Origin of the sequence: Paenibacillus sp. 2RAB27, assembly GCF_052115445.1 — a bacterium.
Taxonomy (GTDB): Bacteria; Bacillota; Bacilli; order Paenibacillales; family NBRC-103111; genus Paenibacillus_E.
Window position 1 is genome coordinate 18,704 of record NZ_JBFRGR010000025.1, and the last position, 20,330, is coordinate 39,033.

The window sequence follows — 20,330 nt, forward strand, 5'->3', positions numbered from 1 at the left end:
TTTTTTGCGTTCTCAAAATCCTTTTCGATGTGAATAAGTGGTTAAAAGATGGACATGTTATACAGTGAGTCTGTAAGTGGAGGTTTAGTGATGAAAGGAAATGGAAAGCCTACATTAGTAGGGGGAGGCTTAATTACAATGAAAATAACCGATACTTCGAAGCAATCCAAATGGATTTTGGCATGGATGGTGCTTACCGTTATGGTCGTGCTTTTCGGAGAAGAGGCAAGTTATCAGGGGAACTATAGGGCGGCAAATACCGATACCCATATACGAAATCAGCAGGACAATCAAGCGGGTGCGGTGATTCCGGTTGCACGCCCTGTTGCACAGGAGCATCAACAACAGGCAAGTTATCGCTTTATTCCCAACTTGGATTCTGATTTATCCAAATACACGGTAGTTGAAGTCACAGCGACCGGGTATTCTGCGGGTAAAGAATCAACAGGAAAGAATCCAGACCATCCTTCTTATGGAATCACGTATTCTGGTATGAAAGTCATGCGTGATGATAAGGCGTTATCAACTATAGCAGCAGATACAAGGGTATTCCCATTAGGTACTGTACTATTTATTCCAGGTTACGGTTACGGGGTTGTGGCAGATACAGGAAGTGCGATTAAAGGGAAGAAAATTGATCTTTATTTCAACACGAAGGATCAGGTATATAAAGAATGGGGTAAAAAGACGGTCAAGGTTTTCGTGGTGAAAAAAGGGAATGGCAAAGTCACCGAGGTCATTTGGAAGCAGTTGAAGGATGAAATATTGGCTCCAGCCAAAGCACTGTAATGGTTAATTTTGTGGAAAAAAGAAATTCATAAAAAGTCCTGTTTGGGAAAAGATACTCATACAGGAGGTGATTGACATGGCAAAGAACAAGAACAACAACAACAAGAAAGCAACGCAAGACACGGAATTTGCTACTGAAGTAGCGGTACCTAATAAGCAGCAACAAAACAACACACAAAACCAAAATAAATAACAAATAGCGTTGTTGGAAAGACGGAGATCCGAGAGGGTCTCCGTTTTTTAATTCTTTTCAAGCCCTCCTATATTCGATATAATGTAACAAAAACTAACATTTTGTTCCTTTTGGGAGGAGTTCCGGTTGCATATGTGGACGGATTCAAAGCAGAGAGCTTGGTTCTACGGTTTTGCACTTATTGGAATGCTTGTAAATGTATTCGCTTTATTTTCTGCTTCGAAATGGGTTGCCGTAGTTAGTGTCGCTGTTTTTATCTTAATGGGCTTAGGTGCATTACTAAGCGCTAGTGCATCTGGTAAACAGCGAGAACAAGGGGCTCTTGATCACGAAGAACAATTCCGTACCTTTATTCAAGAATCTCAGGTTGTTGCGGATCGATTAGCAGCGGCAGTAGAAGAGGTCAATCGTTCCATCGGACATCTTCTTCAAATTGCGGATGCCTCTATTCAAGGAGAAGAGGAATTGAAGGGGCGAAGCCAACATGCCGCTGGACAGCTCCAAGAAGCTTTTGCTGCGATTCAGCAAGTGGCTGCAGCTGCTGATCAGATCCTGGATTCGTCGTTACATATGCATCGTGAAAGTGAACAAACCAAAGATACCGTAGTGGACGTCTGTCGCTCCTTGAATGCAACAGATGAAGTAATGAACGATTTGCATGTGAACAATGATACGATGCAGAAGAAAATTCAAGATTTGACCGAGCATACGTCGAAAATTGAAGAGATCAACACGTTCATTACAGAGGTCGTTGCCCAAACGTCATTACTTGCCTTGAATGCATCAATTGAAGCGGCTAGAGCTGGTGAGAATGGAAGAGGCTTCTCCGTGGTAGCGCAAGAAATTAAGAAACTAGCTGCCCAAAGTCATGAAGCCGTTCAGAAGTCGTCTGAGCTACTTGCTGATATTGAAAGTGGGGTCGCGCAAGTTGTCGCTGCAGTGGCAGAAGAGAAAGCCTCAGTGACACATGGGATTGATGAGATGAAGGTGATGAAAGGCAAGATCGATACGATCTTTTCTTTGATCCTGCATGTGAATAGCCTAGTTGCAAGTACGACGAGTTCAACGAAGCACCAATCCTCTCTGGTTACTGGGACCAGAACTTCCCTAGGGGAAGTCGTCGATTTGATGAATGAGACGATGTCGAGCGTTGAGCATACGCTGGATCAAATGAAGAAGCAGCGGCACGAGGTTTCGAGATTGCAGCATATTAATCAGAATTTAGATCGTTCTTCCGCTGAGTTGATCACGGCCATACAAGCTGTTGGCATGAAGAGCAAGCAGGGAACTATTCATGTCAACATTGAAGAAATGAAACAATTATTGAATGCGCTTGTTCGCGTACCTGACATCAAATCTTTGGTCGAAGATAAGCATGCCTCGCATTTACATGGGATTTTGAAGAAAACAGCAGGGATAGAAGCGATATGGTCGAATCGCGGAGATGGTACCTTCATCTACTCTCAGCCAGAAGCAGGGCTAGTGAATGCCAAGGGGAGAGAGTGGTGGAAGCGTGCAATGGCAGGTGAGCTCTTCATTTCGGAAGAATACGTGTCAGCTATTACGAAAAAACCATGCATCACGTTGTCGAAATCCGTTATAGATGACATGGGAACGCCTATTGGTGTCGTCGGAATTGATTTAGTGTTAAATTAATAGTTCTCAAACCACTCTTTTTAGTGTAAAATAAGATTACTGTTATAAATCTTGACACGGAGAGATAGGTGATGGAACATGCTGCAAGCATTACGATCGGATGGTATACCCTTAAGAACAACTAGGAAAGCTGCGGAGGTACTTCCCTTCTTGGAGGCTTTTATTACGCGGAAAGAGCAGCAAGCTCGGGAAATTGAGCAGGTTGTTGAGCGATATGAAGTGAAGAGAATGAAAGAAGAACGGGCTTATCAAACCATGTCATCTTTTCGGCGCATGTTGTCCGGTAAGAAGCCTGATCATCATCTAGCTGTTGAATATATTCATTATGTGAAGAAACCTATGGAGCAAGTTAGAAAGCTCCGTGCCGAAATCGAGCAAGCTAGACAAATTATGAATGATTCTAAGCCTGGGGACGATATTACGGTTCCAGAGGAATTTGAAGACATATTCTCATCCTAAAATAAAGAAGAGGACACTGCGTGTGCGGTGTCCTCTTCTTCCTTTTCATTGGTTATTCTTCAAGTGTTGTAGATCCAAGAATCCTTCTTCTTGGCTGTATGCTGGAACCCCATGTGAGCCAACATCTAGCCCAATTAACTCTTCGTCGCGACTCACACGTAATGGAACGATACGTTTAATGAGCTTCAAGAAAACCCAAGTGATGAAGAAACCCCACGCGCAGACGGTGACAAGTCCAAGTGCTTGAACACCTAGAAGGTGGAAACCTCCGCCGTAGAATAAGCCAGCTGTTCCTTCGCGGATCGCATCCGGCTTCGCACATAAGCCAACAGCGAGGGTGCCGATACTTCCGCTAATTCCATGTACGGGAAAAGCGCCAACGGGATCATCAATCTGTCTAGCTTCCAGTATTTCCGTTGCGTAGACCATAGCAATCCCGCAGATTGCACCAATGCAGATCGCTGCTGCATCACTGACGAATGCGCAACCTGCCGTTATTCCGACGAGTCCGGCGAGTGCGCCATTAATCACCATGGGCGGGTCCGCTTTGCGATAACGCATCATGGTAAACAGAATGCAGGCTGCACAACCGGCTGCGGCGGAAAGCATCGTGGTAACCGCGATGTGGCCGATCGATGTATTGGTAGCGCTTAACGTGCTCCCAGAGTTAAAACCAAACCAACCGAACCATAAGATAAATGCGCCTACAGAGGCTAGGGGCAAATTAGATGGGGGGACAATGTTAGCTTTACCATCGGCAGAGAATTTACCAATTCGGGGACCGATAATCATGGCTGCGGCGAGTGCGGAGAAGCCGCCAAGTCCGTGGATGACAGCGGATCCAGCGAAGTCAACCATCCCAAACTTGCCGAGCCAACCGCCAACACTCCAAACCCAATGGCCAGCAATGGGATAGATTAATCCGGTCATGGCTATTGTATAAAGAATATAAGCACGAAAATTAATGCGTTCTGCTACAGCACCGGATACAATTGAAATAACGGCAATAACAAAAGCACATTGGAACAACCAATAGGTATCATGTGAGATTGTCAACGCGATGTGTGATAAATCTCCGCTCATGAAAAAGCCTGTTGTACCGATGATGCCTCCGATGTCTTTACCGTACATAAGTGCAAATCCAAAAAAGTAAAAAATAAGCGCACCGAATGAGATATCGACAAATACTTTCATGATAATACTGACGGCATTCTTTTGTCTGACAAAGCCTGCTTCTAGTAAGGCAAAGCCGCCTTCCATTAATAAAATCATCGCAGCAGTCAATACGACCCAAATTGTGTCTAGGCCAGAAGTGAGTTGTTGGATTTGATCCATTCCTGTAATCTCTCCTTATAATACTTGCGTTCTCTGCCCAATTATACGGTTCTGATGACATGGGTGTCAACGCGATACGTAAGAATACATGACATATGCGTCAAAATGTTCGTCTTATACGACACTCATGTTAGGTTTGCTAGTGAAGTCTTTTGTAATATCGGTCTTGAGGCGGAGATCGCCTTCAATCTACCGTCTCTTTTCATTCCCCCTTGTATCTTATAAACTAGAGTTATCTTAACAACGCTTTACACAAATGGAGGAAGAACGTATGAATCCGCATATGTTTCAAAGAATGATTTGGGGGCTAGTGCTCGTATCCGCGGGCACACTCTTTTTACTAAATCAATTAGGAATCATTCAAATTGATATCGGCTATTTAGTATCTACGTATTGGCCTGCGATTCTGATTTTTTATGGGCTCATTGGCTTTGTCTCACAGCGAAAGTACCATTGGGGTGGATCCATAGGCAGCTTGATGATGTGCGGCGTAGGAACCATATTTCTTTTGAAAAATCTAAATGTAACCGACCTTTCTATTGGAGAAATGTTTAAATTTCTTGCGCCAGTTGCTTTAATACTTTTTGGTTTAAATGTGATTTTTAAACCGGGCAAGAAAGAGTCGCCTGAGTGGCCTTCCATTAAGAAAGCAAAAGAGGAAGAAAGACAAGCTCGGCGAGAAGCGAATCGAGCACGACATTCTGGATATAAGAAACATTGGGAGTCTGGAAATTGGAACGCGTCTGGCGATCTCTCCAGCAATTCGAAAGAACACATGGATCATACTTCGGCGAGTAGTATGAAACACGGCCTTACTGCTGAAGAGAAGGAAGTGCTGAAGGATATCCACGGCACGTATCCAAAGGACGAGGAGCATGGAGAATGGACAGACTCCCAACACAAACACCAACACAAATATGATGGCTTCGTTCATAATTTCGATTCAGGTAATGTTCTACACCGTCATGGTTTTATTGGCGATGTTCACCTTGGACAAGAGGCTTGGGAATTAAAGCCTATTCAGATTTCTCACTTTATTGGCGATTCTGTTATCGATCTTACGCGTGCGTCAATTCCACGTGGCGAAACAACGATTCATGTTACGGCATTTATTGGCGATGTGAAAATTTTCATCCCGAACGATATGGATGTTGAGGTTCGAGTTATGGCAAGCTCCTTTATTGGGGATATGAAGGTTCTTGATCGGCGTGAAAGTGGATTTCTACGCAACATCAGAACGCAAACCTCACATTATGAAGAGGCGGAACATAAAATCGTCGTAACAACAAGTATGTTTATTGGCGATATTACCATTAAAAAGATAGGTTAAGGATGGAGCATGTACAAATTGCGAATGTTCAATATGAAGTGGCAGCTGCTGAATTACTTTCTAATCTCAAGCGTTGTAACGGTTTCGGGTATTTATATCGTACTTGAATATTACGAGAAGGAACTGAGTTCTTGGGAGTTCCGTTTGTGGTTCGCTTTCGCGATTCTTGTAGTGAGCTTGTCCGTAGGTTTCATTGCAACTAGAAGGTGGCAGCGCAAGGTTGACGAGCTTCATGTCGCAATGCTGGAATTGTCAAAAGGGAACTTCTCTGTTCGAATTGATATGGAGCCAGTAGAGCCCTTCTTATACTTGTATGATGCTTTTAACTCCATGGCAACTTCCATTGAAGAACGCGTGCAGCTGATGCAAAAGCTAGGGGAGGCCGAAGCCATTCGGGATCAGGAGCTGACAGAGAGCGCTGTGATGGAAGAAAGACGCAGGCTTGCGAGAGATCTTCATGATACAGTGAGCCAAGAGCTATTCGCGATCCATATGTCGGCTTCCTCACTTCCCAAAATATTAGAAAGAAACCCAGCGGCTGCACCATCGCTAATGAACCAGCTCATTGAGATGTCCCATCATGCTCAGAAGCAGATGCGTGGCCTCATTTCACAACTACGACCGATCGAATTAAAAGATATGAGCTTACAAGAAGCCTTGGAGAAATGGTTCCCGGAATATTGCCGGACCCATGAACTTCAGGGTCAACTTGATGTTTCGCTGCCTGAAATTATTTCGGAGGCGATAGAACATCAGTTTTTTCTCATTATCCAAGAAGGACTTGCGAATGTCATTAAACATGCCTCGGCTAAACAGGTTCGATTGGCGATCTACGAGAGAGAGCATCAATATGTGCTGCAATTGCAGGATGATGGTCAAGGTTTTGAACGAAGAGATATCCCATCTGCTTCCCACGGCCTATCAACCATGAGAGAACGAGCGCAAAAGCTAGGCGGAGAAGTAGAGATTGATAGCAAATTAGGCTCAGGAACTCGCGTACGCGTTCGTATTCCGCGATTTTCAGGGCATTCAGGGGGAAAACAAGAATGAATCCGAACATTAAAGTAATGATTGTGGACGATCACGACATGGTGAGAGTGGGTCTGCGCACTTACATTTCATTGGAGCCTGGTTTAGAAGTAGTGGGGGAGGCGCCCAATGGTCAATCTGCCTTAGATCAGTTGAAGGAAGAAAGCCTTCCATCATTGCCTGATGTCATTCTAATGGATTTAACGATGCCCGTGTTGGATGGGATTGGAGCGACGAAGCTCATTTGTGATCAGTTTCCACAGATAAAAGTAATCATGCTGACCTCTTTTCTGGAGGAAGCCAAGGTGCTGGAAGCTGTTGAATCCGGAGCTATTAGCTATATGTTGAAGACGGTTTCTTCCGATCAGTTGATTCACGCGATTCAGAGTGCCTACCGCGGCATGCCAGTCATGAATGCTGAAGTGTCGCAAGCGTTGACTAGAGGCATTAGACAGCGGAGTGAATTACCGGAGCAGGAAGGGCTAACAACGCGGGAACGTGAAGTCCTCCTCTTAATTGCTGAAGGAAAAAGCAACAAGGATATTTCCGAAGAGCTTTTTATTAGTATCAAAACAGTTAAAACACACGTTAGCAACCTGTTGATGAAGTGTGAGCTTGATGATCGTACACAATTAGCCATTTTCGCACATCGAAAAGGATGGGTTTAACAGCACGAACAAATTGAGGGACTATCGCACATAAAAATGTCAATTTGGCACATTCTATGCGTAAGTAAAATAATATGAGCGCTTAAGGAGTGTAGAGTCGCTATGAAACCACTAACTTCCTCACTGGAGCAGGTACAGGAAACATTTGATAAGGTGCGTGCCCAGCTAGAACAATTTGATTTTAATTTAGGTGGCGGTTGGGATTATGACCATGGCTACTTTGATCGATCACTGGATGAGGCGAATAAGGTTTGGTTACGAATTCCCGTTCAAGTCGTCACGGGCAGAATAGAAGGCGATGTGGAGGAGACGGATGCCGTCGTTGAGGTCGGTACTCCTTTTGTTCTGAAACATGTCTATAATGAAGGATTAGATTCGGAAGCTGACATGGAGACAGCAGGCGCATTGGTTGATCAGTTCCAAGCACCATTGGATTCTGATGCTAGTATTGAGGATAAATGGGTAAAAGAAGCCGCAAGCGTATTAAAATCAGTTGAAAGTGCATGGATTCATTAATAAATGTCCTATTTTTACCTCCATTTTATTGTTTTTTAATATTCGTTTAAGGTTGTGAGTGCATGATAGACACATAGAGAACAACAAGATCCTTCAAGAGAACATGCACTTATAACTTTAATTATGGAGGTAAGACCCATGGATGAGAATAAAAAAGACTACAGCGACTTTTTCAAGCCGCAGAATAATGATAACAACGAGCAGGAGCAATCCCGCAGTAACGAGGCGCAAGAGCCTAACAAAGAAAGACCTTCCTACTATTACTCCTATGGGCCTTACAAATCTGCTTTTAATGAAGAAAGTGAAGGTCAATCCTTAACAACTTCTTCTACAAGTTCGGAAGGCACTTCAAATGTTGAAGTAACACCGCCTAAGACGCTGCGTCCCTTCAGCTTTGGTTCGGAGAATGCACCTCAAGGTCCAGCGGCGTGGGATCCTAATGCGAAGAAGCGTTCTTCCGTAAAAAGCATTTTTGCAGCATTCATGGCAGGAGCGCTCGTTGTCGGTGCGTTGATGTTTACAGCGGATAAAACGAACATGTTTTCAGGTAATCAACCGTTAGCTTCTGGTTCAAGTTCAGCGACAACTGTAGCAAGCAGCTCGAATAGTAATGGCGGTGAAGTGAAGAATGCTGCTCTTGATGTTGTTCGTCCTGGCAATATTGCCGCGATCGCTCAAAATGCAGGACCTGCCATTGTAAAGGTTGAATCACTCGTGAAGCCGAAGACATCGAGTCGCAGCAATGGTGGAAACTCACTGTTCGATGATCCATTCTTCCGTCAGTTCTTTGGCGATAATGGTGGTGGTCAAACGACACCTAAGAGTGGTCAAAATGACGCAGGAAGCGGACAATTGCAACCAGCGGGTATGGGAACTGGCTTTATTTTCGAGAAAACAGGATATATCCTAACGAACGAGCATGTGGTTGACGGAGCGGATGAAATTCAAATAACCGTAGAAGGCTATGATAAGCCGTTTAAAGCGAAATTGCTGGGTAACAGCTACGATTTGGATTTGGCGGTACTGAAAATTGAAGGAACGAAAGATTTCCCGATCCTTCCTCTTGGTAAAGCGGATGACGTAAACGTAGGTGATTGGGTTGTTGCAATCGGTAACCCTTACGGATTCGATCACACAGTAACCGTCGGTGTACTTAGTGCGAAAGAACGTCCAATTAGTATCCCTGATGAGAAGGGGACGCGTGAGTATAAACATTTACTGCAAACAGATGCTTCCATTAACCCTGGTAACTCAGGTGGTCCTCTCTTGAACCTTAACGGTGAAGTTATTGGGATCAACACAGCGGTAAGCTCACAAGCGCAAGGGATTGGTTTTGCAATTCCGACTAGCACAATTTCTTCTGTTCTAGATAACTTGAAGAATAATGTTACGATTCCGAAAGAGCCAGTTCCTTATATTGGTGTTGGTCTGCAAGATATTGGTCAAGATTGGGTTAGTGAATTGAAACTTTCTAACACAGACGGCGCTTTGGTTGGCAGTGTTCAACGTAAGAGCCCAGCATTCACTGCAGGCTTACGTCAATATGATGTCATCGTTGAGCTGAATGGTGCCAAAATCAAGAACTCACAAGAGTTGATTACGAAAGTTCAAGCAACGAAAGTTGGCGACAAAGTAACGTTAGGTATTATTCGTGATGGTAAGAAAACAGAAGTTCCAGTTACGGTAGGAGACAAAAATACACTCGCTGAGACACCAGCTCAGTAAGTTCCAAGCACTTAATTGAAGGGAAGTAGAGTCCGCGGCCTCAAGCTTGCAGGCTCTGCTTCTTTGTGCTAATCGGTTATTTTGCTACAATAGAAGATAGAATGGGGGCGAACCAATGAGAGAGAATATTATGGTTATTGACGATGACGAGAAAATCACATCCATGTTAAGACGTGGGCTTGCTTTTGAAGGCTATTTGGTTACCACAGCAGCTAACGGTTTAGAAGGTCTCAAGCAAATGCTGGTGACAGAGCCGCAGCTTATTATTTTGGACGTCATGATGCCGCACATCGATGGCTGGGAAGTTGTTCGTCGGATTCGTGAAAGCGGCAGCGAAGTGCCGATCCTCATGCTGACTGCGAAGGACGATATTAGTGATCGTGTCAAAGGTTTGGATCTAGGCGCTGATGATTATTTGGTCAAGCCTTTTGCTTTGGAAGAGCTGCTTGCGAGAGTGCGAGTATTACTTCGTCGAAGAACGGAACGACCTGAACAGGCGAATAATCGGCTTAGCTTTGAAGATGCGATCTTAGATTTAGATACCCGTGAGGTTTTCCGTGGCGAGAAGCTAATTGAATTAACGACGAAAGAGTTCGATTTATTGCATCTATTCATGCAGAATCCGAAGCGAGTTCTGTCGAGGGATATTATCATGGAGAAGATTTGGGGCTACGATTACAGCGGCGAGTCCAACGTCTTAGAGGTTTACATAGCTTTGTTACGCCAGAAAACAGAAGAGTTTGGCCACAAACGTTTGATTCAAACGGTCAGAGGAGCAGGCTATGTATTGAGAGGGGAAAATTAAGATGTCGCTTCGCCTGCGGCTTACGCTATGGTATTCAGGCATTTTGGCTATCACGATGCTGCTTTTTGGCATTGTTCTCTACTTCTTCTTGAACTATTTCCTTTATGATCAAATTCGTCAAGATGTGAAAAGGGAGGCCGTCAACAGCTCCACTCGTATTCAGAAAAGCATCGCTCTTTCTCAGAAAGGGCTCGTTGTTGATCTTGAATTAGAAAGCAGAGATTTCAATTCCACCAATACCTTTTTACAATTATATAATATCGCGCTAAAGAGCTATAACCGATCAGCAAATTTACTATATTATGATCAGACGCTGCCTATTGGCCAATCGACAATCGATAAACTGCAACGCCAAGTAGAAAAACAGGAAAATGAGATTGGGTATTTTGAGAAGACGAAAATTCTTAATCAGGATTTTCTGATCTATCACCTAGGCATAACGGATAATAAAGCACGGCTCATTGGCATTCTGCAATCAGCTATACCGATCGGCAGTTACGAGAGAACGGCCGTCACGCTGCGTTACACGCTGATCATTTGGGCTATTTTAACCATTATTGTCGCTGCCTCCCTAGGCTGGTTCTTAGCACGTAAGGCATTAAAACCGATTGAGCGAGTCATAGATGCCGCGAATCAAATCGAAAGTGGAGACGATCTTGAGAAGCGGATTCACTATGATGGACCTCTAGATGAAATAGGCCGTTTGACGAATACGATTAATGGCATGCTATCCCGTATTCAAATTACGTATGTGGAATTAGATGAAGCCTATCGCGCACAGCGGCGATTCGTCTCAGATGCGTCGCATGAGCTTAGAACACCGCTAACGACGATTCGTGGGAATGTGGATCTGCTGGAGAAAATGTGGAAGCAAACGTCGGGGACTAAAGAGTTAGCTACGCCAGATCAGGTTCAAATGTCCTTGGAAGCTATGCACGATATTGCCGGGGAAGCGCAGCGGATGAGCAGGTTAGTCAATGATTTACTCGCGCTTGCGAGGGCTGATGCTGGCGTTCTTATGGAGAAACATCCGATTGAGTTCAAGCCACTAGTTCACGAAGTAGTAAGGAGAGCGCAGTTGCTCGAGCATAGGGCTGAATGGCAAGTGGGAGATCTTGATGCCCTCGAAGATGCCATTGTACAAGGAAACCGTGATTACTTGCAGCAATTGTTGTTTATCTTTATTGAAAATGCTTTTAAATATACACCAACGGGTTCTGTAACCATTGAGGCGATACGCAGAAACAGCTTTATTGGCATACGAATCTCGGATACTGGCATAGGGATGGATAAGGAAGATATTCCTCATATTTTCGATCGGTTCTATCGAGCGGATTTATCCAGAGGAGTTACGACGGGGACGGGGCTTGGTTTATCGATTGCCAAATGGATCATTGATGAGCATGACGGGTCTGTTGAAGTCACCACTCGGAAGGACGAAGGAAGTACCTTTTTAATCTGGCTGCCGGCAAACTTCCCTCATGCCATATAATCAGATATAATTAGAAGAAATACAACGGTTTAGGTAGGTGGAACAGATGGAAGTTGTTCGAATATCCCCCCGAGGTTACTGTTATGGGGTTGTTGATGCTATGGCGCTCGCCATGCAAACGGCTAAAAATTTAAATCTTCCCAGACCTATATATATCTTAGGCATGATTGTTCATAATGCGCATGTGACCGATTTCTTCAAAGAGGAAGGAGTCATTACGCTGGATGGCGAGAATCGCCTTGAGATTTTGCAGCAAGTGGAGACAGGGACTGTTATCTTCACTGCACATGGGGTTTCTCCTGAGGTAAGACGTTTGGCGCGTGACAAAGGCCTTACTGTTGTGGACGCAACATGTCCGGACGTAACGAAGACGCATGATCTGATTCGTGAAAAAGTAGCAGACGGTTATGACATTATTTATATCGGGAAAAAGGGGCATCCTGAGCCAGAAGGTGCTATTGGCGTAGCTCCAGATCATGTGCACTTGATTGAGAAGCTGGAAGATGCTGAACACCTTAACCTGGAGTCGAATCGAATCATCATTACGAATCAAACCACGATGAGTCAGTGGGATATTAAACATATTATGAATCGGTTATTAACGCTTTTCCCAAAAGCTGAAATTCATAATGAAATTTGCTTGGCAACGCAGGTTCGTCAAGAAGCCGTCGCGGAGCAGGCGAAAGAAGTTGATCTGGTCATTGTCGTTGGCGATCCGAAAAGCAACAATTCGAACCGTTTGGCTCAGGTTTCACAAGAGATCGCTGGCGTCATGGCGTACCGTATTTCAGATGTTTCAGAACTAAACAGAGAATGGTTGGCGAATGTTCGTAAAGTAGGTGTAACTTCAGGGGCATCTACACCCACACCGATCACCAAAGAGGTCATTACCTATTTAGAAAATTACGATGCGAAAGATGAAACCAGTTGGGAAATAAAACGTACTATTAATATGAAGAAACTAATTCCCCCTGTTAAATCCAAAGCAGCAAGTACCGTGTAATTCCTGCTTATTCCACTCGACGGGATTGAAACTAGCATGCAAAGTACTCAGAAGGTGAAAATGATGAAAGCTCGCTACGATTGGAAAAGTACTAAACGTTGGTTCAAATTCAAATATTTACTTCTTTTACGTGCCAAGGGCGGTCCTTCCATGGTAGCAAGAGGCTTTTCGATTGGACTATTTGTTGAGATGTTCACATTACCGACTGCAGGGTTTGCGTTTGTTCTTATTTTTCCATTGGTTTATCTACTGAGAGCAAACTTGCCTGCGGCTTTAATTGGCTTTGTGTTCGGTAAAGTCATCTATATACCTTTTTCCATTCTTAATAAGCAGGTCGGGGAATATTTAGTGCCGAAGCATTTTAAGATCTATCTGATCCACCATCTACCGCATCTCCTCTCTAATATTATTCGTAGCGGTTTGGATTTAATTGTCGGTGGGATGGTCGTAGGTCTTTTCCTTGGTATTATTGCTTATTTCCCAGTCGTGCTTCTGCTCAAGTACCACACGAATCGCCGTAAAGAAAAACGTAGAATACGTAAAGATCAGTTAGCTCCGGGTGAAGCAAAAGAATAGGTAATAAATTAGCGCTTGACGAAATCTCGTCAAGCGTTGTATATTTACTTTAGCGGTTAAAAGCATAAAAGCATAGAAGCGAACAAGCGTTGAAGCGTGTTAGTGAAATGATAATCAAATACCCCAAAATAAATGAAATAGGAGCGTGGATCACATGATCGCAATTACATCAAACAAAACTTCGGATGAGCGTATTCAGGAAATTGTGCAATTTATCGAAAAGCAAGGGGTTCAAGCGCATGTTTCCAAAGGTGAGGATCGTACAGTAATTGGGATCATTGGTCAAGCGGATCCGAAATTAGCGGAACAGCTTCGCCAAATGTCTGGTGTTGAGCAAGTTGTGAAAATCTCGAAGTCCTACAAGCTGGCTAGTCGTGATTTCCATCCTGCCGATACAGTTATTTCTATTAAAGGTGTTGAAATCGGCGGGGAACAACTGGTTGTCATGGGTGGCCCTTGCGCAGTTGAAACACCAGAGCAAATCGATGAGATTGCTCGCTTGGTGAAAGCAGCTGGCGGACAGGTGCTGCGCGGCGGTGCTTTTAAACCAAGAACAGGTCCATACAGCTTCCAAGGTGTTGGTGTTGAAGGTTTGATCATGATGGCGGAGGCGGGTAAGAAACATGGTCTTCTTACCATCACAGAAGTCATGACACCGGAGTACGTGGATGTATGTGCGGAATACGCGGACATTCTGCAAGTAGGTACGCGTAATATGCAAAACTTTGATCTCCTTCGCAAATTAGGAACAATTCAAACGCCAGTATTGCTCAAGCGTGGATTTAGCTCTACGTATGATGAATTCTTGAATGCAGCTGAGTACATTCTCGCTGGCGGCAATCCGAATGTTATGCTTTGTGAACGCGGAATCCGTACATTCGAGACGTACACACGAAATACGTTAGACTTGTCAGCTATTCCAGTCCTTAAATCGTTGAGTCACTTGCCGGTTATCTCAGATCCAAGTCATGGAACAGGACGCAGAGAGTTGGTAGTTCCAATGACAAAAGCATCTGTAGCAGCTGGTGCGGACGGATTAATCATCGAGATGCATACAGATCCGGACAATTCAATGACAGGAGACGGCGTACAATCGTTGTTCCCAGATCAATTTGCCCACTTGCTATCTGATCTTGAGAAGCTTGCTCCACTACTTGGTAAGAAGTTTGATACGAAGAAAGAAGCCATTTTGGCGTAATATATGGTTTTCATAGAGCGGGTTTCTCCAGAAAATGGGGAAACTCGTTTCCTGTTTTTGGATACATGTGAAAATTGTGTGTGAGTGTAAGAATAGCTTACACTCCTTTAAAAAATACCTGACATAAGTATTGACTGTGTTAGAGGAATCGCTATATAATATGTGAAAGAAAACAAGCAAAAGAAGAACATTAATCATGCAAAGTACGTTGAATGTACGGAAATGGGAGGGTTTTTTAAATGTCAGTTCAAAACGTGTTGAACCTTATCAAGGAAAAGAATATTGAGTGGGTAGATTTTCGTTTCGTAGGTCTTGCCGGTAAAGCACAACATATCTCACTACCAGCTACTGAAGTAGATGAAGAAACTTTCGTGAATGGCGTAGCTTTCGACGGTTCGTCGATCCCAGGATTCCGTGGTATTGAACAATCTGACATGGTAATGATGCCAGATACGGAAACCGCTTATGTGGATCCTTTCACAGCACACCCTACTTTGATTATTATGAGCAACATCCATACACCTGAAGGCGACCGTTATGACCGTGATCCACGTAGCATCGCTCAAAAGGCTGAAGAATATTTGCAAACAACAGGCGTTGGTACAACAGCATACTTCGCACCAGAATCCGAATTCTTCATCTTTGATGATGTTCGTTTCGAAAATGGTATGAACAAATCCTACTTCGAAGTTGATTCCGAAGAAGCTGGTTGGAACACAGCTCGTAAAGAAGAAGGCGGCAACCTTGCTTATAAAGTTCCAGTAAAAGGCGGTTACGTTCCAGTAGCTCCTATGGATTCTCAACAAGATATCCGTTCCGAAATGTGTAATAAGCTTGCTGATGCAGGTCTTCGCATTGAGCGTCATCACCATGAAGTAGCAACAGCTGGTCAAGCTGAAATCAACTTCCGTTTTGACACTTTGACTAAAACAGCAGACAATCTACTTAAATACAAATACATCGTTGCTAACACAGCGAGAGAATATGGTAAAGTTGCAACTTTCATGCCGAAACCACTATTTGGTGACAACGGTAGCGGAATGCACGTTCATATGTCCATCTTCAACGAAGGTAACCCATTGTTCTACGAAAAAGGCGCATATGCGAACCTTTCCGAAATGGCTATCAACTACATCGGTGGTATCCTGTATCACGCTCCAGCGTTGATCGCGATCACGAACCCAAGTACAAACTCCTTCAAACGTCTAGTTCCTGGTTACGAAGCTCCGGTAAACCTTGTATTCTCCAAAGGTAACCGTTCAGCAGCAGTTCGTATTCCAATCGCGGCTGTGACACCTAAGGGTTGTCGTATTGAGTTCCGTACACCAGACAGCACAGCTAACCCGTACCTTGCTTTCGCAGCAATGTTGATGGCTGGTCTTGACGGTATCAAAAAGAAAATCGATCCACGTGCTCTTGGATACGGTCCTTTTGATACAAACATCTATGAAATGTCTGATAGCGAGAAAGCTGAAATCCGCAGCGTTCCTGGTACATTAGACGAAGCTTTGGATGCTCTTGCAGCTGATTCCGACTTCTTGCTTGAAGGCGGCGTATTCACACAAGATTTCATCGATAACTACATCGACTTGAAACGCGGCGAAGCGAAACAAGTTGCAATCCGTATTCACCCACACGAGTACAACCTTTACTTCGATTGCTAATCTTTAGCACTTATAGGATATGATCATAGGAACTGCCCCTTCATAGGACGCTATGGAGGAGCAGTTTTCTTTTATAAAGGAAGGATGAATTTACGATGAAAATAACGATTGTTGCAGGAAGCAATCATGGAGCTGCTACGAGTACAAGACTTGCCACATATATTGAGTATTTGGCAACACAAGATCAACATGAAGTAACACTAATAGATCTATATAAGACGCCATTACCTTTCTATACACCTGAAGATAATGGTAATGATCACCAAGCATTAGGGGCGTTTAAACAGGCGATGTTGTCCGCCGATGCCATTGTCTTGGCAACGCCTGAGTATCATAGTGGAATGTCCGGTGTGCTCAAAAATGCGCTTGATCATGTTGGACAGGATCATTTCCATAACAAAGCTGTGCTGTCCGTCAGTTCCGCAGGTGGAGCGGTTGCTGTCAGCTCGCTGACACAGATGCAGACGACAGTCCGAAATCTACACGGGATTAACAGTCCAGAATGGATTTCGATTGGTGGCGAGCAACGCAAGAGCTTCCATGTAGACGCCAACTTCGAAGACATTCATCCGGATGTCGATAAGCGAGTGCGACGTGTTGTTGGATCCTTCCTACAGCTTGCCGGGCAGCTCGTGGGATCAGTGAAATAGAACGTTTCGAACCCGAGTTCAGAGAACCAAGTCACTAGACTTGGTTATTTGTATTTCTACATACTTTTGACACATTTATATGGTACAGTATGGAAAAAATGAACGGTGGGGAGATCATGGGAGACCAGTGGACCAACAAGGAAGTTGTTCATCTTTTACTGCGTGCGGGATTTGGTGTGGCGAAGGAAGAAGTTGCAGCTTGCTTAGCGTTAGGGCGGGAGGAAACGGTTCGACGTTTAGTATCGGGTGAAGCGTTGATCGACAAGGCCCCGAAGCTAGCCTCCTTCGACGAGTTTCATGCGGACGGGAAGAAAGCCTTGGATCCGCTCTTACTAGTAGATCAACAGATGTACTGGCTTTATCGGATGGTGAACTCACCTGCGCCGCTCATCGAGAAGATGACGTTGTTTTGGCATGGGCATTTCGCGACGGCGAATTATAAAGTGAAAGATGCGTCGCTCATGGCGAAGCAAAATGAACTGTTCCGTCAATATGCATTGGGGAATTTCAAAGAGCTGCTTATCGAAATCGGCAAAGACCCTGCCATGATGATCTGGCTGGATGTGAATCAGAATAAGAAAGGCAAGCCGAATGAGAATTATGCCCGTGAGGTGATGGAGCTATTCACACTTGGCATCGGTCACTACACCGAAATGGATGTGAAGGAATCTGCGCGCGCTTTTACAGGCTGGACGTACAATAAAAATGATCATAAGGTCAATTACAATGCCAAACAGCACGATAACGATCCCAAGACATTGCTCGGGGAAAGCGGCAAATTAGATGCAGACGATGTGATTGATATCCTATTTCACCAAAAAGCATTGCCAACCTTTCTAGCGACGAAGTTGTTGAACTATTTGGCAACTGACACACCTTCCGATCGTTGGATTCAGACCATAGCTGGATTAATCACTCAGAAGAATACGGTGGGGGAAGTGCTTCAGGAACTATTTCTCTCCGATGAATTCTACGCAGATACCAATCGGATGTCGCTTATTAAAACACCAGCAGATTATGTAGCGGGTATCCTGAAATGCTGCAATCTCTCTGTCGCCAAGGGGCATGCACAAGCGATGAGAAAGATGGGGCAGGAACTATTCGTCCCTCCTGATGTTGCAGGCTGGAGAGGGGGCGCCTCTTGGCTCACAACGAACTGTTTGTTGGCAAGGTATCAGTTCGCCGAGGGCATCGCGAAGCAAATGAACGGACAACAGCTGAACGCGCCAGCGTTCCAACCCAATCAAGCGGAGTCACCTATCGAGTGGACGAAGCGCTATGCAGAGCTCATGGGCATCTCGGACTTATCCGAGCAAACGCTAGCGAGTTTGCGTGCTTACGCCGATGACACCATTGTACATACAACTCAAACAAAGCAAAAATTAACAGGCTTGCGAGGTCTCCTGCAGCTTGTATTGATTAGTCCTGAAGCTCAAATGAAATAGGGGGGGAAACTTGTGAAATTAACGAGAAGAGATTTTCTGATCAAAGGTACGGCGTTATTCGCAACCCTTGGGCTTGGCGGCGCACTTTTCACAGAAACGGGTAAATCCCTATGGGCAGGGAGTCCCGAACCTAGCGTGGAGGAGCCGGTGTTGGTTGTTGTGCAGTTAAGCGGCGGAAATGATGGGATCAATACTTTGATTCCATATGGACAGGGCCTCTATTATGATTCTCGGCTTACGCTTGCTTATGAACAGAAGGAAATACTGGCGCTCGATTCTCACGTGGGCTTACATCCTAGTCTCACAGGATTAGCCGCATTGTATAAATTAGGTAAAGTGGCTATTATACAAGGAGTTGGATATCCGGAGCCTAATCATTCACACTTTCGCTCTATGGAAATTTGGCAAACCGCTGAGCCTGCGAAAATGAGCCGCAGCGGCTGGTTGGCACGGTATGCGGAATCTTCCTTACAGAAGAATCCGAATCCGCTAAAAGTGATTCAAATAGGCGGATCAGGCAGCAAAGCCTTCGCCTCTGATCAATCAAGCTTTCCCGTGATTCAATCTCTGGAGTCCTATCATGTATTTGATCCTAAGACAGCGTTGATGGACAAGAATAGAATAACCAAAGCGTTCTTGGATATGTACGGGGCATCGAATTCACCCAATCAATTGCGAGTCATTTCTGCTCGAGGATCGGAAGCCTATAAGAGCGTTGAAGCGATCCAATCGCTGGCAGCCACTTATACGAAGAAAATTGAGTATCCCAATACGAATTTTGCAAGGGACTTACAGCTTGTAACGAAACTGCTGGCTGGCAAATCAGGGACGCGGCTCTTTAATGTAGAAGTAGGGGGATTCGACGATCATGCGGATGAGAAACTGCAACATGCACAAATGCTGACGCAGGTCGATGAAGGGCTAACTGCATTCTATCAGGACTTACAGGCACAAGGGTTGCAGGATCGCGTCGCTGTCATGGTGTTCTCCGAGTTTGGACGTCGTGTTAAGGAGAACGGCAGCGGTGGAACCGACCACGGAACAGCGGCACCGATGTTGGTCATTGGCGGCAAGGTAAAGGGCGGTCTATACGGCGCCTATCCGAGCTTGAGTAACTTAGATAATGGAGATTTGAAATATGAGGTTGATTTCCGTTCTGTCTATAGTACATTAATTGACTCATGGTTAAATGGGGATGCAGCAACAGTGCTAGGTAAAACGTATGAAAATTTAAAGTTCATTTAACTTGTAGGAGGTGCACGGTTGGAACTAACGGCAATTTCAGATCATATTGCGGAGGGGATGCAAATTCTCTTCGTTGGCTATAATCCGAGTATTCGATCAGGGGAAACCGGGCATCATTATGCGAATCCCAACAATCGATTCTATCGTATCTTGTTTCAGGCGGGTTTAACGCCAAGGCTCTACAAGCCGCAAGAGGATGGCGATCTGCTTGAAATTGGTTATGGCTTCACGAATATCGTGGCACGCCCTTCTTTGACAGCAGCAGAAATTACGGCAGACGAGTATCGAGAGGGCAGATATATTCTGAAAGCGAAAATTGAGGCCTACCGACCCAAGGTAGTTTGCTTCGTGGGGAAGGGTGTCTATGAGCAGTATAGCGGGCGAAGAGGCATTTCCTGGGGGAGTCAACCGCAGCCAATGGTAGAAGGCGTTATTGATTATGTGTGTCCGTCTTCTAGCGGACTTGTGCGAATGAAGCTGGAAGATATGGTAGCGATTTATCGAGGAATTCTGACAAGTCTCGTATAGCCTGTTTGAGGTTTTACTTGATGC

The 20,330-nt window shown here is 44.6% G+C and carries 19 protein-coding genes; 18 read left to right on the top strand and 1 reads right to left on the bottom strand.

The window, feature by feature from the left end; all coding sequences use genetic code 11:
* Positions 1-90: 90 nt before the first annotated feature.
* From AB4114_RS26175 to AB4114_RS26185, 3 genes are all read left to right on the top strand, one after another.
* On the top strand, positions 91-789 hold the full coding sequence (locus AB4114_RS26175) for a 3D domain-containing protein (protein ID WP_441991096.1): 699 nt from the start codon (positions 91-93) through the stop codon (positions 787-789).
* A gap of 325 nt (positions 790-1,114) precedes the next feature.
* Entirely contained in the window at positions 1,115-2,638 is a 1,524-nt protein-coding gene (locus tag AB4114_RS26180; protein WP_441991097.1) for a methyl-accepting chemotaxis protein, read from the top strand.
* Positions 2,639-2,716: 78 nt separating this feature from the next.
* The gene (locus AB4114_RS26185) at positions 2,717-3,097 is read left to right on the top strand and encodes a hypothetical protein (protein ID WP_441991098.1); all 381 of its coding nucleotides are present in this window, start codon (positions 2,717-2,719) and stop codon (positions 3,095-3,097) included.
* Positions 3,098-3,142: 45 nt separating this feature from the next.
* On the opposite strand, the gene AB4114_RS26190 is transcribed toward AB4114_RS26185, so the two are convergent.
* Positions 3,143-4,432: an ammonium transporter gene (locus tag AB4114_RS26190; protein ID WP_441991099.1), complete on the bottom strand. Its 1,290-nt coding sequence runs from the start codon at positions 4,430-4,432 to the stop codon at positions 3,143-3,145.
* Between the two features lie 271 nt (positions 4,433-4,703).
* On the opposite strand from AB4114_RS26190, the gene liaF reads away from it, so the two are divergent.
* The 15 genes from liaF (at position 4,704) to mug (ending at position 20,306) form a co-directional block, all read left to right on the top strand.
* On the top strand, positions 4,704-5,762 hold the full coding sequence (gene liaF / locus AB4114_RS26195; RefSeq protein WP_441991100.1) for a cell wall-active antibiotics response protein LiaF: 1,059 nt from the start codon (positions 4,704-4,706) through the stop codon (positions 5,760-5,762).
* Between the two features lie 9 nt (positions 5,763-5,771).
* Complete coding sequence (locus tag AB4114_RS26200) at positions 5,772-6,812, top strand: HAMP domain-containing sensor histidine kinase (RefSeq protein WP_056609502.1); 1,041 nt, start codon at positions 5,772-5,774, stop codon at positions 6,810-6,812.
* On the top strand, positions 6,809-7,459 hold the full coding sequence (locus AB4114_RS26205) for a response regulator transcription factor (protein WP_441991101.1): 651 nt from the start codon (positions 6,809-6,811) through the stop codon (positions 7,457-7,459). Before AB4114_RS26200 ends, AB4114_RS26205 begins: the two co-directional genes overlap by 4 nt.
* 102 nt (positions 7,460-7,561) lie before the next feature.
* Positions 7,562-7,975: a YugN family protein gene (locus AB4114_RS26210; protein ID WP_441991102.1), complete on the top strand. Its 414-nt coding sequence runs from the start codon at positions 7,562-7,564 to the stop codon at positions 7,973-7,975.
* Between the two features lie 138 nt (positions 7,976-8,113).
* Positions 8,114-9,700 (top strand): S1C family serine protease, encoded by a 1,587-nt coding sequence (locus AB4114_RS26215; RefSeq protein ID WP_441991103.1) that lies wholly within the window; start codon positions 8,114-8,116, stop codon positions 9,698-9,700.
* Between the two features lie 115 nt (positions 9,701-9,815).
* On the top strand, positions 9,816-10,505 hold the full coding sequence (locus AB4114_RS26220) for a response regulator transcription factor (protein ID WP_441991104.1): 690 nt from the start codon (positions 9,816-9,818) through the stop codon (positions 10,503-10,505).
* A 1-nt stretch (position 10,506) separates the two neighbouring features.
* Positions 10,507-11,997 (top strand): sensor histidine kinase, encoded by a 1,491-nt coding sequence (locus AB4114_RS26225; protein ID WP_441991105.1) that lies wholly within the window; start codon positions 10,507-10,509, stop codon positions 11,995-11,997.
* A 46-nt stretch (positions 11,998-12,043) separates the two neighbouring features.
* Entirely contained in the window at positions 12,044-13,000 is a 957-nt protein-coding gene (locus AB4114_RS26230) for a 4-hydroxy-3-methylbut-2-enyl diphosphate reductase (protein ID WP_441991106.1), read from the top strand.
* A 36-nt stretch (positions 13,001-13,036) separates the two neighbouring features.
* Positions 13,037-13,576, top strand: coding sequence for a DUF2062 domain-containing protein (locus AB4114_RS26235; protein ID WP_441991107.1), 540 nt, complete (start codon positions 13,037-13,039; stop codon positions 13,574-13,576).
* Between the two features lie 154 nt (positions 13,577-13,730).
* Positions 13,731-14,774: a 3-deoxy-7-phosphoheptulonate synthase gene (gene aroF, locus AB4114_RS26240; protein ID WP_056609517.1), complete on the top strand. Its 1,044-nt coding sequence runs from the start codon at positions 13,731-13,733 to the stop codon at positions 14,772-14,774.
* 239 nt (positions 14,775-15,013) lie between these two features.
* On the top strand, positions 15,014-16,438 hold the full coding sequence (glnA, locus tag AB4114_RS26245) for a type I glutamate--ammonia ligase (protein WP_171630017.1): 1,425 nt from the start codon (positions 15,014-15,016) through the stop codon (positions 16,436-16,438).
* A 95-nt stretch (positions 16,439-16,533) separates the two neighbouring features.
* Entirely contained in the window at positions 16,534-17,088 is a 555-nt protein-coding gene (locus AB4114_RS26250) for an NADPH-dependent FMN reductase (RefSeq protein ID WP_441991108.1), read from the top strand.
* A gap of 116 nt (positions 17,089-17,204) precedes the next feature.
* Positions 17,205-18,533: a DUF1800 domain-containing protein gene (locus AB4114_RS26255; protein WP_441991109.1), complete on the top strand. Its 1,329-nt coding sequence runs from the start codon at positions 17,205-17,207 to the stop codon at positions 18,531-18,533.
* Positions 18,534-18,545: 12 nt separating this feature from the next.
* Positions 18,546-19,778, top strand: a complete 1,233-nt coding sequence (locus tag AB4114_RS26260) for a DUF1501 domain-containing protein (RefSeq protein WP_441991110.1) — start codon at positions 18,546-18,548, stop codon at positions 19,776-19,778.
* 18 nt (positions 19,779-19,796) lie between these two features.
* Positions 19,797-20,306 carry a G/U mismatch-specific DNA glycosylase gene (gene mug / locus AB4114_RS26265; protein ID WP_441991111.1) on the top strand — a complete coding sequence of 170 codons (510 nt, stop codon included), beginning with the start codon at positions 19,797-19,799 and terminating at the stop codon, positions 20,304-20,306.
* Positions 20,307-20,330: the final 24 nt, after the last annotated feature.